13 protein-coding genes are annotated in these 13,126 nt (G+C 61.0%); 8 read left to right on the top strand and 5 right to left on the bottom strand.

Features of this window, described 5'->3' with window-relative positions; all coding sequences use genetic code 11:
• The first annotated feature begins 255 nt into the window (after window positions 1-255).
• Window positions 256-1,218: an AEC family transporter gene (locus AC1DUU_RS10095; RefSeq protein ID WP_476783288.1), complete on the top strand. Its 963-nt coding sequence runs from the start codon at window positions 256-258 to the stop codon at window positions 1,216-1,218.
• On the opposite strand, the gene AC1DUU_RS10090 is transcribed toward AC1DUU_RS10095, so the two are convergent.
• Complete coding sequence (locus AC1DUU_RS10090; protein WP_476783287.1) at window positions 1,215-2,444, bottom strand: UbiH/UbiF family hydroxylase; 1,230 nt, start codon at window positions 2,442-2,444, stop codon at window positions 1,215-1,217. The genes AC1DUU_RS10095 and AC1DUU_RS10090 overlap by 4 nt on opposite strands.
• Before the next feature lie 386 nt (window positions 2,445-2,830).
• On the opposite strand from AC1DUU_RS10090, the gene pcsA reads away from it, so the two are divergent.
• From pcsA to AC1DUU_RS10060, 6 genes are all read left to right on the top strand, one after another.
• Entirely contained in the window at window positions 2,831-3,571 is a 741-nt protein-coding gene (pcsA, locus tag AC1DUU_RS10085; protein WP_476783286.1) for a phosphatidylcholine synthase, read from the top strand.
• Window positions 3,572-3,575: 4 nt separating this feature from the next.
• On the top strand, window positions 3,576-4,553 hold the full coding sequence (locus AC1DUU_RS10080) for a quinone oxidoreductase family protein (RefSeq protein ID WP_476783289.1): 978 nt from the start codon (window positions 3,576-3,578) through the stop codon (window positions 4,551-4,553).
• Between the two features lie 101 nt (window positions 4,554-4,654).
• Complete coding sequence (locus AC1DUU_RS10075; protein ID WP_476783285.1) at window positions 4,655-6,232, top strand: ABC transporter ATP-binding protein; 1,578 nt, start codon at window positions 4,655-4,657, stop codon at window positions 6,230-6,232.
• A complete protein-coding gene (locus AC1DUU_RS10070; RefSeq protein WP_476783284.1) occupies window positions 6,232-7,332 on the top strand; it encodes an ABC transporter permease in 1,101 nt (366 codons plus the stop codon). Before AC1DUU_RS10075 ends, AC1DUU_RS10070 begins: the two co-directional genes overlap by 1 nt.
• Entirely contained in the window at window positions 7,325-8,239 is a 915-nt protein-coding gene (locus AC1DUU_RS10065) for an ABC transporter permease (protein ID WP_476783283.1), read from the top strand. The genes AC1DUU_RS10070 and AC1DUU_RS10065 overlap by 8 nt, the downstream gene beginning before the upstream one ends.
• Window positions 8,240-8,352: 113 nt before the next feature.
• Window positions 8,353-9,423, top strand: a complete 1,071-nt coding sequence (locus tag AC1DUU_RS10060) for a BMP family ABC transporter substrate-binding protein (RefSeq protein ID WP_476783282.1) — start codon at window positions 8,353-8,355, stop codon at window positions 9,421-9,423.
• A 101-nt stretch (window positions 9,424-9,524) separates the two neighbouring features.
• Here AC1DUU_RS10060 and rimO read toward each other — a convergent pair whose 3' ends face one another.
• From rimO to AC1DUU_RS10040, 4 genes are all read right to left on the bottom strand, one after another.
• Entirely contained in the window at window positions 9,525-10,841 is a 1,317-nt protein-coding gene (rimO, locus tag AC1DUU_RS10055) for a 30S ribosomal protein S12 methylthiotransferase RimO (RefSeq protein ID WP_476783281.1), read from the bottom strand.
• Window positions 10,842-11,042: 201 nt separating this feature from the next.
• Window positions 11,043-11,735 carry a TerC family protein gene (locus AC1DUU_RS10050; protein WP_476783280.1) on the bottom strand — a complete coding sequence of 231 codons (693 nt, stop codon included), beginning with the start codon at window positions 11,733-11,735 and terminating at the stop codon, window positions 11,043-11,045.
• Between the two features lie 203 nt (window positions 11,736-11,938).
• Window positions 11,939-12,274 (bottom strand): hypothetical protein, encoded by a 336-nt coding sequence (locus tag AC1DUU_RS10045; RefSeq protein ID WP_476783279.1) that lies wholly within the window; start codon window positions 12,272-12,274, stop codon window positions 11,939-11,941.
• A gap of 122 nt (window positions 12,275-12,396) precedes the next feature.
• Window positions 12,397-12,660, bottom strand: a complete 264-nt coding sequence (locus tag AC1DUU_RS10040) for a hypothetical protein (protein ID WP_476783278.1) — start codon at window positions 12,658-12,660, stop codon at window positions 12,397-12,399.
• Between AC1DUU_RS10040 and AC1DUU_RS10035 the strand changes: the two genes are divergently transcribed.
• A partial coding sequence (locus AC1DUU_RS10035; RefSeq protein WP_476783277.1) for an efflux RND transporter periplasmic adaptor subunit occupies window positions 12,650-13,126 on the top strand: 477 nt, incomplete at its 3' end. The genes AC1DUU_RS10040 and AC1DUU_RS10035 overlap by 11 nt on opposite strands.

Raw genomic sequence — 13,126 nt, 5'->3', positions numbered from 1 at the left:
GTCCTATAGAGAATTTTGCCGTCTTCATGCGGATCACCCGATGCCGCGCATGATCCGCCGAATCACACGCGCTTTCAATCGCTTAGGTCGCAATCTGGATCGAAGTAGCCCTCCAGTCCCGCTGATTGTGCCTTCCTATTCCCCTATTTGGCGCAGCAAGGCAGCTATTTCAATGGCATAGCGCCTTGACGTGCTGTCAGGCCGCACGATACCGGCAGTTGAAATGTTCGTGCGGCGCGAAGCAGGAAGGTGCCTATGTCTGAGGTGATCGGTCTGGTCCTGCCGTTTTTCGGGCTGATCTTCATCGGCTTCGTGCTTGCCCGGATCACCAGACAGCCGCTCGAAGCGCTTGGCTGGATGACGACCTTCATCGTCTATGTCGCGTTGCCGGCGTTGTTTTTCCAGTTGCTGGCCAAGACACCTTTCGAGCGCCTGACCGAATGGCGATACATCTTCGGGGCGGTGTTTTCGACCTTCGTCATCTTCTCGCTGATGTTCGTAGTGTCCTACATCAAGGGGCGCGGCGAGATCGCCGAATCGACGATCAAGGGCCTGGCGTCGGCCTACGGCAATATCGGTTATATGGGCCCGGGCCTTGCGCTGCTTGCCTTCGGCGAAGAGGCCGCGGTTCCGGTGGCGCTGATCTTCTGCTTCGAAAACATCATGCATTTCACCATCGCCCCCATGATGATGGCCTTGGCCGGCGACGAGCCGCGCTCGCCGATAAGTGTCGCAGCCGATGTCATCAAGAAGATCGCATTCCACCCATTCATCATCGCAACCGCGGCCGGCGTGCTGGCGGCTTATGTCGAGTTCCGCCCGCCACTGCCGGTCGAGCGTTTTCTCGAATATCTGTCGCAAGCAGCGGCCCCTTGCGCTCTGTTTGCCATGGGCGTGACCCTGGCGCTCAGGCCGCTCAAGCGCGTGCCGCACGAAATGGTGCCGATCGCGCTGCTCAAGCTGATCGTCCACCCGCTATTGTGCTACGTCGTATTGAGCTGGATCGGCAATTTCTCGCCGGTATGGCTGTTTTCAGCGATGCTGCTAGCGGCATTGCCCACCGCGACCAACGTGTTCGTCATCGCCCAGCAATATGGCGTCTGGGTCGAGCGCGCCTCGGCAAGCGTGCTGGTCACCACCTGCCTGTCGGTTCTGACAGTGACCGGGCTGCTCTACATGATCCAGCATGGCATATTGCCGCCTGACCTGTTTCCCTAGTCCGTCGAGGCGTCGCGCGAGCGGCGTGGCGAACGCAGGCTTGAGGCGATCGATGAAAAGCCGCTGCCCGGCCTCAGGCCTTCGCGCATGAAGAAGGCGCGCACGGGCGAAAAGCCGCCAAGGAAGTTGAGCCCCGCGCTGCGAGCCAATTGTGCCGGCAGCATGTCTGACAATAGCGACCTGTTGAGCAGGTTGACCGCACTGGTACGGGCAAGAATGTCGGGGCGCCGCGCGGAATCGTAGGCGGCAAGGGCCGCTGGCGCACCTGGGTCGTCAATGTGTTTCGTTGCGATTTCAACGAGTTGATCGACATCCCTGATGCCAAGATTGAGGCCTTGCGCGCCGATCGGCGGGAAGACGTGTGCGGCTTCGCCGACAAGGGCAACGCGGTTTTGGGCAAACCGCTGGGGCAATAATGTCGACAGCGGATAGATCTGCCTGCCGCCATCGACGGTGACGCGGCCAAGCATCGATTGCATCTGGCGTTCGATCCGCAACGACAATGCAGCATCGTCGAGGTCGGCGAATTCCTTGGCTGTCTCGGGCCGAAGGACCCAAACGAGGCTGGAGCGGCGACCGGGCAGCGGGACCAGTGTGAACGGGCCTGTTTCGGTGTGAAATTCAGTTGAAGCAAAGGCGTGGTCGCGGCTGTGGGCGAAGTTCAGCACCAATGCCGCCTGCGGAAGCGTTCGCGCGCTTGCCGAAATGCCGGCAGCCTGGCGCGCTGGCGAATTTCTGCCGTCGGCAGCGACGGCCAAGTGTGCTTCTACCGTTGTTCCGTCGGAAAGGGTGGCAATGACCTTGCCTGGCTCGATGGTCCAGTTGTCGACCATCGCACGGCGCCACTCGATTCCTGCATGTGCCGCGACCGTCCTTTCAAGCACCGCGTTGAGAACCCGGTTCTGGAAGTTGAAGCCGAAATGGTCTTCGCCGATCTCGCCGGCGCGGAATGTGACCATCGGACTGCGGATCAGCCGCGACGTGCCGTCGATGATGCGCATCACCTTGAGCGGCGCGGCATCGGGGGTAAGGGCACCGAGCACGCCAAGGCGATCGAGGAATTTCAAGGCCGGCACCATCAGGGCGGTGGTGCGGCCGTCATCGGACCGTGCCGGCGGTCCAGCGAGGATGACGCCAAAGCCGGCATCAGCGAAGGCGAGGGCGGAAATCAGGCCAACTGGCCCCGTGCCGGCGACCAGAATGCGGTTTTGTGTGTCGACGCTCATGTGCCGCCGTCCATGCTATCGAAGTGCCCCTGCACCTCAGTCGTCCTGATATAATGCGGGCCTAAGCCATTGATCAACGCGGCGATTCATCCCATTCGTCGGCTTGGACGAGTGCGGCGGTCATTTTGCTGTTCCTGATGACGGTAGCCGTTTGCAAAGGCGCTTGCGGAACTGTAGTTGACGCTGCGTTCCATCCTTTGGTCCGGCTTTCAGCTTGTCTGAAAAGCGGCCCTGCTATTAAGTGCCTGAAGAAGCGGAGATTGCCAATTGCATGCCGGGTCGAGCGTCGGAGGAGAAGCAAGTTCCCGCTGCTCTGGGCTCCTTTTACTTGCATGCGGCACGGTCTTCCGCTCGATTGAGATCTGCAATCTGGATTGGCGGGAACCGTGAAGCCTAAAAAAGTCACATGGCCGCAGGCTCGCGCCTTTTCGGTGCATCTGCTCACCGCCTCGGGCTCCTTCCTGGCGTTCCTGTCGCTGGTTGCGGCGAGCGAAGAACGCTGGACGGCGATGTTCTGGTGGCTGGGGCTGGCSCTGTTCGTCGACGGCATCGACGGGCCGATCGCSMGMAAGCTCGAGGTCAAGGARATCCTGCCGACMTGGTCGGGCGARWTGCTCGACAACATCATCGACTACGTSACCTATGTSCTGATCCCGGCYTTYGCSCTTTAYCARMGCGGSTTCATGGGCGAGGGRYTGTCRTTYSTKTCGGSGGCGATCATCGTCGTSTCSAGCGCSATCTATTATGCCGACACCGGCATGAAGACGAAGGAAAACTTCTTCAAGGGCTTCCCCGTCGTCTGGAACATGGTGGTGTTCACGCTGTTCGTCATCGAGCCCGGGCAATGGGTGTCATTCGCAGTGGTCGTCGCCGCCGGCATCCTGACGTTCGTGCCGATGAACTTCCTGCATCCGGTCCGCGTCGTACGGCTCAGAAACATCAACCTGCCGATGACACTGATCTGGTGCGCGTTCGGCACCGCGGCCCTGCTGCAGCAGATGCATGCGAGCGAATGGATCAAGATCGGCATCGCCATCAGCGGCATCTATTTGTTCTTCATCGGCGGCGTGATGCAGTTCTTTCCAAAGCTCGGCGGAAAGCCTGCCCTTGAGACAGAGAAAGACTGACGACGTGCCCAAAGCCATACGAGTCCACGCCCATGGCGGCCCCGAAGTCCTGGTCTATGAAGATGCGGATGCCGGGCGACTAGGCCCGGAGCAGGCGCTGATCCGCCATACCGCGATCGGTCTGAACTTCATCGACGTCTATTTTCGCTCCGGCCTCTACCCCGCGCCCAACGGCATGCCGGTGACACCTGGTGGCGAGGCGGCGGGCGTGGTGCTCGAACTGGGCGAGGGCGTCGATTGGCTGAAGGTCGGCGACCGCATCGCTTATGCCGTGCCCACCGGTGCCTATTGCGAAGAACGGGTGATCGCCGCCGACAGGCTGGTCAAGGTGCCTGACGGCATCAGCGACGAGCAGGCCGCGGCGATGATGCTGAAGGGCATGACCGCCGAATATCTGCTACTCCGCACCTTCAAGGTGAAGGCTGGCGATACGGTCCTGTACCATGCGGCCGCCGGTGGCGTCGGGCTGATCCTCGGGCAATGGGCCAAGCATCTCGGCGCAACCGTCATCGGCACCGCAGGCTCCGATGAAAAGGTGGCGCTGGCCAAGGCGCATGGCTTCGACCACGTCATCAACTACTCCGACCAGGATTTCGTCGCTGAAGTGGCCAGGATCACCGGCGGCAAGAAGTGCGATGTCGTCTACGATTCCGTCGGCAACGACACATTCCCGGGCTCGCTCGACTGCCTGAGGCCAATGGGCACTTTTGTAAGCTTCGGACAGTCGTCGGGGCCGATCCCACCATTCAGCATTTCGCTTTTGGCGCAAAAGGGCTCGCTCTATGCGACGCGGCCGACCATCTTTGCCTACAATGCCAAGCGCGGAGATCTGGTCCGTTCGGCAGATGCGCTATTTGATGTGGTGCTCAAAGGTGCCGTCGAAATCAGGATCAACCAGCGTTATGCGCTACGCGACGCCGGCCAGGCACATGCCGATCTCGAAGGTAGAAGGACCACGGGGACAACGGTACTTATTCCTTGAGTTTTTGCTTAATTTCTTGAAGCTCTTTCAACTTGTGACATGCTTTGCGCCGGGAGCAGGACGCGCCTACCATGCCCTCGGGAACATAAAAAGAACTGACAATGGGAGGCGTTGTGGACACAACCCCTTTAGCCAATGGTCCGAACCTGCTTGAGGTTCGCGGCCTGACGAAGATATTCGGCACGCTGAAGGCGTGCGATCAAGTCGACCTGACCATCGCCAAGGGCGAAATCCACGCTTTGCTCGGCGAAAACGGTGCGGGCAAGTCGACGCTAGTGAAGATGCTGTTCGGTTCGCTCGAGCCCAATGCCGGCGAGATCGGCTGGAACGGCCAGCCGATGAGGATCACCAGCCCTGGCGTCGCCAAGAAGCTCGGCATCGGCATGGTTTTCCAGCATTTTTCGCTGTTCGAGGCACTGACCGCCGCCGAAAACATCGCACTTTCCCTGGCCGACGACACGCCCATTAGCACCATTGCCGCCAAGGCACGCGCGCTTTCCTACAGTTACGGCCTGCCGCTCGACCCGGATTCGCTCGTCGGCGACCTGTCGGTCGGCGAACGCCAGCGCATCGAGATCATCCGCTGCCTGCTGCAGACACCCGAACTCATCATCCTCGACGAGCCGACCTCGGTGCTGACGCCGCAGGAGGCCGACAAGCTGTTCGAGACCCTGGAAAGGCTGCGCGCCGAAGGCAAGTCGATCCTCTACATCTCGCACCGCCTCGATGAGGTCCGCCGCCTGTGCGACAGCGCCACGATCATGCGCCACGGCAAGGTTGTCGGCCATTGCGATCCAAGGCAGGAAACGCCGGCCTCGCTGGCACGCCTGATGGTCGGCACCGACGTCAAGAACGCCGAACGCACCACCGCGTCCGTGCGCGGGGAAGAATTGCTCAGCATCTGCGGCATGAGCCGCAAGCCTGCCGGTCCGTTCTCGATGCCGCTCAAGAATATCTGGCTGGATGTCGCTGGCGGCGAGGTGATTGGCATTGCCGGTGTTGCCGGCAACGGCCAGGGCGAACTTTTCGAAGCGATCTCCGGCGAGGCACTGCAGGAAAGCTCCGAGGCGATCCGCATTCGCGGCCAGTCGGCAGGGCGCATGGGGATTTCTGCCCGCCGCCTGCTGGGTGCGGCTTTCGTGCCCGAGGAACGCCTCGGCCATGGTGCGGCTCCTCGCATGCGGTTGTCGGAGAATCTTTTGCTGTCGCGCCACGCCACCGACGGTAAGGCTTTTGTCGGGACCGGCGGGCTGGTCAAGTCAGGCGCGATCCAGAAGGCGGCTCAACGCATCATCCAAGCGATGGACGTACGCAAGAGCGCGCCCGACCCTGAGGCCGCGGCACTGTCGGGCGGTAATCTGSAGAAATTCATCATCGGCCGCGAACTCGACCGCAATCCGGCTGTCATGGTGGTCAACCAGCCGACCTGGGGCGTCGATGCGGGCGCTGCCGCGCGCATCCGCCAGGCGCTGATCGAACTGGCACGCAACGGTTCGGCGGTGCTGGTGATCAGCCAGGATCTCGACGAGCTGTTTGAAATCTCCGACTCGATCGCCGTCATGCACAATGGCGAGCTGTCGAAACCGATTCCGATCGCGGAAGCCACGCTCGAGCGCATCGGGCTTTTGATGGGCGGCGCCGAACCGGGTCATCCCGAACACACGCAGGAAGTCGCGTGATGCGGATCGAACTCGTCAGACGTCCGGAACGCTCGGCGCTTTTCGCCGCCCTTTCACCCTTCATTGCGCTTGCATTGACGCTCATTGCAGGCGCGATCATGTTCTCGCTGCTCGGCAAGAACCCGGTCGAGGCGCTGTATTACTACTTCATCGACCCGCTGCGCGAGGTCTGGTCGCTGCATGAACTGGCGGTAAAGGCAGCTCCGCTGATCCTGATCGCGGTCGGGCTGTCGATCTGCTATCTCTCCAACAACTGGAATATCGGTGCCGAAGGCCAGTTCATCATCGGCGCGATCACTGGCTCGATCCTGCCGGTGATGTTCCCCGAGTTCCAATCCTGGATCGTTCTGCCGCTGATGTTGTTGATGGGCATCGCCGGTGGTGCCGCTTACGGCGCCATTCCGGCCTATCTCAAGGTGCGTTTCAACACCAACGAGATCCTGACAAGCCTGATGCTGGTCTATGTCGCGCAGCTGTTCCTCGACTGGATGGTGCGCGGCCCCTGGCGCAACCCGGCCGGCATGAATTTTCCGGAGACACGCACCTTCAGCGTTGCTGCAACGCTGCCTGAAATCTGGTCGGCGTCGGGCCGTGCCAACTGGGGCTTTGTGTTTGCCATCGTTGCGGCGATTGCGATGTGGTTCATGCTCTCGCGCACATTGAAAGGCTTTGAAGTGCTCGTGCTGGGCCAGAGCCCGCGCGCTGGCCGTTTCGCTGGCTTTTCGCAGTCGCGCATGGTGTTTTTCGCCTTCCTCGTTTCCGGTGGCCTGGCTGGGTTGGCCGGCATCTCGGAAGTTGCAGGCGCCATCGGCCAGCTCAGGCCGACGATCTCGCCCGGCTACGGCTTTGCCGCGATCATCGTTGCCTTCCTGGGCCGGCTGAACCCGCTCGGCATCGTCGCGGCCGGCCTGGTGTTGGCCTTGTCCTACCTCGGCGGCGAGGCGGCACAGATCTCGATCGGCGTGTCCGACAAGGTCGTGCGTGCCTTCCAAGGCATGCTGCTGTTTTTCGTGCTCGCCTGCGACACGCTCATTCTTTACCGCATCCGCTTTGTCGGCTCCTCCGCTGCAAAGACCGTGGAGGCCAAGCAAAATGTTTGAAGACATTCTGATAACGGTTGCGACGGCGGCGACCCCGCTTTTGATCGCAGCAGTCGGCGAAGTGGTGGTCGAGCGCTCGGGCGTGCTCAATCTCGGCGTCGAAGGCATGATGGTGATGGGAGCGGTGACCGGTTTTGGCGTAGCACTTGCCACCGGCTCGCCCTGGCTCGGCGTGTTGGCCGCGATCATCGTCGGCGCGCTGTTTTCACTTCTGTTCGGCTTTTTGACGCTGACGCTGGTGACCAACCAGGTTGCGACCGGCCTTGCGCTGACGCTGCTTGGCCTCGGCCTTGCCGGCATGCTGGGCGAAAGCTTCGTCGGCCTGCCGGGCGTCAAGATGAGCTACATCTACATTCCCGGCCTTACCGATCTGCCGGTGGTCGGCAAGCTGCTCTTCGGCCAGGACCCGCTGTTTTACGTCTCGATATTTCTAACGGCAGGTGTGGCCTACTTCCTGTTCAAGACGCGTGCGGGCCTGACCTTGCGCTCGATCGGCGACAATCACACCTCGGCGCATGCGCTCGGCATCAGGGTCATCGGCATCCGCTATCTCGCGGTGATGTTCGGCGGCGGCTGTGCCGGTCTTGCGGGCGCTTATCTATCGCTGGTCTACACCCCGCAATGGAACGAAAACATGACCGCCGGGCGCGGCTGGATCGCGCTGGCGCTCGTTGTCTTCGCCTCGTGGCGGCCATGGCGAGTACTGGCGGGTGCTTATCTTTTCGGAGCGGTTTCGATCGGCCAGTTGCATGCCCAGGCCCTGGGCATCGGCGTGCCGTCGCAGCTGCTTTCTTCGCTACCCTATCTGGCGACCATCGTTGTCCTTGTTCTAATCTCGCGCAACAGGCGACTGACGATGGTGAACACTCCGGCTTCATTGGGGCGGCCGTTTGTGCCAGATCGCTAAGGGCATGGTCTCAACTCGAAGCCGCACTGYGGTTTTTCGAGGAACGGCCATGTCACTGGGACTATAAAAAGGATGGGATCGTGCCCCGGGCAACCACTATGAGGAACAAAAGCATGAAAAAGACAATTCTGTCGTTGGCAGCGGCTGCCGCCGTGATGTCATTCGGCACCATTGCAGCAGAGGCCAAGGTCAAAGCCTGCTGGATCTATGTCGGGCCGATCGGCGACTTCGGTTACTCCTACCAGCACCACCAGGGCCTGCTGCAGGCGAAGGAAAAGTTCGGCGACCAGCTCGAGACCGCTTATCTCGAAAGCGTGCCGGAAGGTGCCGACGCCGAGCGCGCCATCGAGCGTTTCGCTCGCTCGGGCTGCAACATCATCTTTGCGACGTCGTTCGGGTTCATGGACCCGCTCAACAAGGTTTCCGGCAAGTTCCCGGACGTGAAGTTCGAGCACGCCACTGGCTACAAGCGCGAACATCCGAACGTTGCGACCTACAATTCGAAGTTCCATGAGGGCCGCTACGTGCAGGGCGTGATCGCCGCCAAGGAATCGAAGGCTGGCGTTGCCGGCTACATCGCTTCCTTCCCGATCCCTGAAGTGGTGATGGGCATCAACGCCTTCATGCTGGGCGCGCAGTCGGTCAACCCCGACTTCAAGCTCAAAGTCGTGTGGGCCAACACCTGGTTCGACGCCGGCAAGGAAGYAGATGCGGCCAAGGCGCTGATCGACCAGGGCGTCGACATCATCACCCAGCACACCGACTCGACCGCGCCGATGCAGGTTGCGACCGAGCGCGGCATCAAGGCGTTCGGCCAGGCTTCCGACATGATCAAGTTCGGCCCGACCACGCAGCTGACCTCGATCGTCGACGACTGGGGTCCGTACTACATCGAGCGCATCCAGGAAGTCATCGACGGCACCTGGAAGCAGAGCGACGTATGGGGCGGCATGAAGGAAGGCCACGTCGTGATGGCACCCTACGCCAACATGTCGGACGAGACGAAGAAGCTGGCCCAGGAAACCGAAGCCAAGATCAAGTCCGGTGCGTTCAACCCCTTCACCGGCCCGGTCACCAAGCAGGACGGCACCGAGTGGCTGAAGGCCGGCGAAGTGGCCCAGGATAGCGTCCTGCTCGGCCTGAACTTCTACGTCAAGGGCGTGGACGACAAGCTGCCGCAGTAAGCCGGCTGGCATTGCTCGAACGCGATAGCGTTCCGCAAACAAAGAACCCCCGGTTTTCGCCGGGGGTTTTTTGTTGGATCTGAGATAGTCGACTGGTGGATTCAGACAGCCGAACCGTAGAGATCATAGGCGTCGGCGCTGTCGATCTTGACGGTGACGATGTCGCCGACACGCAGCGGACGGCGCGACTGGATGTGCACCGAACCATCGATCTCGGGCGCGTCGTATTTGGTGCGGCCCTTGGCCGAGGTGCCGTTTGCCTCATCGATGATGACCGGCAGGCGCTTGCCGACCTTCTTGGCCTGCTGGGCGGCCGAAACCTTCTGCTGGCGCTRCATGAAACGGTGCCAGCGGGCCTCCTTGACCTCTTCAGGCACCTGATCGAGACCGAGATCGTTGGAACGCGCGCCTTGCACCGGCTCGTATTTGAAGCAGCCAGCGCGATCGATCTTCGCTTCGTCGATCCAGTTGAGCAGCATCTCGAAATCTTCATCGGTCTCACCGGGGAAGCCAACGATGAAGGTCGAGCGGATGGCGAGGTCGGGGCAAACGTCGCGCCAGCCGCGAATGCGCTCCAGCGCCTTTTCGCCATGGGCAGGGCGGCGCATGTTCTTGAGCACCTGCGGCGAAGCATGCTGGAAGGGAATGTCGAGATAAGGAAGGATCTTGCCTTCGGCCATCAGCGGAATGACGTCGGCGACATGCGGGTAGGGGTAGACATAATGCATGCGCACCCAGATGCCGAACTCGCCGAGTTCCTGCGACAGATCGAGGAACTTTGCCTTGACCTCGCGATCCTTCCACGGCGACGCGGCATATTTGATGTCGATGCCGTAGGCGCTGGTATCCTGCGAGATGACGAGCAGTTCCTTGACCCCGGCATTGGCGAGCTTTTCCGCCTCGCGCAGCACATCTCCAGCGGGACGCGACACCAGGTCGCCGCGCAGGTCGGGAATGATGCAGAAGGTGCAACGGTTGTTGCAACCCTCTGAAATCTTGAGATAGGCGTAATGGCGTGGTGTCAGCTTGACACCTTGCGGCGGCAGCAGGTCGGTGAACGGATCGTGGGCCGGCGGCGCTGCCTCATGCACCGCGGCCATCACGCTTTCATAGGCCTGCGGACCGGTGATCGCGAAAACGTTGGGGTGCTTTTCGCGGATCAGCTCGGGCGTCGCGCCCATGCAGCCGGTGACGATCACCTTGCCGTTTTCCTTCATCGCCGTGCCGATCGCATCCAGCGACTCGGTGCGCGCGGAATCGAGGAAGCCGCAAGTGTTGACCACGACAAGGTCAGCACCATCATGCTTACGGGCGATCTCGTAGCCTTCGGCGCGGAGCTGAGTGAGGATGCGTTCGGAATCGACAAGCGCTTTCGGGCAACCGAGGCTGACAAAACTGACGCGGGGTGCTGCGGACATAGACGGGTTTCCAAGGGATAAAGGCCGCAACCCCTGAAGGCCGGCCCGGAAGTCTCGAATTTTTACGATCTGTCGGCTCAAAAAAGAGCTCAATTCGGGCGGCGCAATAGCACAAATCCGCTGTCAAGCAAACCGGGACGCTGACGCCGTCTGAAAATGACAAGGGCCGGGTCGAACCCAGCCCTTGTCTCGAATGTAGTCTTAGTGGCCGCCGCTAGTTCCGCCGAACCATGGGCTCAGGAAGCCAAAATGGTTGGGGAACTGATCGACGGCACCGTCGAACAGCATCTTGATGGCGACGTAGAGGATGATCACCAGGCCGATATAGGCGATCCAGCGATATTTGTGCAGCAAACGCGCAACGAACGAAGCGGCAAAGCCCATCAGTGCGATCGACAGCGCCAGGCCGATGATCAGGACGGTCGGGTGATCCATGGCCGCGCCGGCGACAGCGAGCACGTTGTCGAGCGACATAGAAACGTCGGCGATGACGATCTGCCAGGCGGCCTGGGCAAAGGTCTTGCGCGGGCCTCTGCCTGCGATTTTGCCGTCCTTGTCGTAGTCGGCGTCGGAAAGCGCTTCGGTCGCCTCATGTTCCTGTTCGTGGCTGACGCTGAGCTCGCGCCACATCTTCCAGCACACCCACAACAGCAGCAGGCCGCCGGCGATGAGAAGCATCGGTCCAATGGCCAGGAGCCATTGGGTGATCAGCGCGAAACCGATACGAAGCACAGTTGCGGCCGCGATGCCGACGAGGATGGCCTTCTTACGCTGATCGGCGGGGAGGCCCGCAGCGGCAAGGCCGATGACGATGGCGTTGTCGCCCGCCAAGACGAGATCGATAGCTATGACCTGCAGAAGGGCTGTGAAGCCTGCGGCAGTAAATATCTCCATCAGACGGGACCCTCTCCGTTCATTTAGGCGAATAGATGTGGGCTATAACGGTCGCTGCTTGCTCGTCAACCGACTAGCCTGGCGTTTATCTCAAATACGCAAAAACCATGGCTTTGCTGACACCAGACTGACATTTTCCGGCGCCAAGACGGCACAATGGACGTAAGGGAGGAAGCCCGCGAGGACCAGCAGGCCAGGAAAACTCAGTCGCAAACGTATTTGACGCGACCTGAGAGGCTGCCTGCCGCACGGCAGGCAATAGGCTTGGTGCTGGCAGCGCCAGCGGTGGTGCTCGGCGCACGCGTCACCGGGCGAGGGCCGGGCTGCTGGGTGGCGAAGCGGATCTCCGGCCCAGTTGGAAAAGCAGCCGCTTGTTCGCGTTCGGCAGCGGCGCGCTTTGCCTCATCGTCCTGCCAGAACCGCCTCGTGTCGACCTGCTTTGGAATAACCACCGTGCCGTCGGACGAACGGCTGCAGCCGCCGAGAACGATGGTCGATAGGCAGATCGGAAGTGCAAGGGCGAGGCGCTGTATGATCATTGTGCCCCTTCTATAGCGTGTGAGTTTCGCCCAAGAAAGATCGCATTTCCAGTGAGTTGCAGAAGTTTTGCAGCGATGCGACATCGCAGCGGTCATCACCGAGGGTCAGGATCACACGGTCGTCAGTTGCCGAATGTTTGGCGCCGACCTAGTTTTGCAACAAGACGTAGTTGGTTTTGCAGCGCGAACCCCATCTCGACCAGCGATCGCGCGACGTTGCCGTTGCGCGACGGGGGGCTTGGTGTAGGGTAGGCTTCGCAGGAGAACTCGTAACCTTCGGATGAGTTGTCGATGCTGAAGCGTATGCTTGTTATGCTGGCGCTCACCGCCATTGTTCTAGGTGGTGTCTTCGGCTTTGCCGCATTCAAATCCTCGATGATCACCAAGGTGATGGCTTCGCTGGCCAACCCGCCGCAAACCGTTTCGACGATGGTCGCCACCTCGCAGGACTGGCAATCGCAACTCGAGGCGGTGGGTAGCGTGCGTGCGGTCAATGGCGCCAATCTCAGCGCCGAGGTTGCCGGCATCGTTTCCGTGTTGCACTTCGAATCCGGCGCCGACGTCAACAAGGGCGACGCCCTGCTGCAGCTGGAGTCGGCCGACGACATCGCCCATCTCAATGCATTAAAGGCGACCATGACGATCGCCCAACTCACCTTTGACCGCGACTCCAAGCTGGTTAAAACCGATGCCGTGAGCCAGCAGGTGGTCGATACCGACAAGGCCAACCTGCTCAACGCCGAGTCGCTCGTCGCCCAGCAGCAGGCCCTTGTCGATTACAAGACCGTCGAGGCGCCGTTCGCTGGACGTCTCGGCATCCGCCAGGTGGACCTCGGCCAGTATCTTCCCGCC

This window comes from Aminobacter sp. P4_H6_2, from assembly GCF_056400805.1.
Note: the sequence above shows the minus strand (reverse complement) of the source record. Positions and strands in the feature narration are given on the sequence as shown.

What these genes read in the sequence shown, in the direction of transcription:
- AC1DUU_RS10095 (WP_476783288.1), top strand. Translation starts at nt 256, where the DNA reads ATGTCTGAGGTGATCGGTCTGGTCCTGCCGTTTTTCGGGCTGATCTTC.
- AC1DUU_RS10090 (WP_476783287.1), bottom strand. Translation starts at nt 2,444, where the DNA reads ATGAGCGTCGACACACAAAACCGCATTCTGGTCGCCGGCACGGGGCCA.
- AC1DUU_RS10070 (WP_476783284.1), top strand. Translation starts at nt 6,232, where the DNA reads ATGCGGATCGAACTCGTCAGACGTCCGGAACGCTCGGCGCTTTTCGCC.
- AC1DUU_RS10065 (WP_476783283.1), top strand. Translation starts at nt 7,325, where the DNA reads ATGTTTGAAGACATTCTGATAACGGTTGCGACGGCGGCGACCCCGCTT.
- AC1DUU_RS10050 (WP_476783280.1), bottom strand. Translation starts at nt 11,735, where the DNA reads ATGGAGATATTTACTGCCGCAGGCTTCACAGCCCTTCTGCAGGTCATA.
- AC1DUU_RS10045 (WP_476783279.1), bottom strand. Translation starts at nt 12,274, where the DNA reads ATGATCATACAGCGCCTCGCCCTTGCACTTCCGATCTGCCTATCGACC.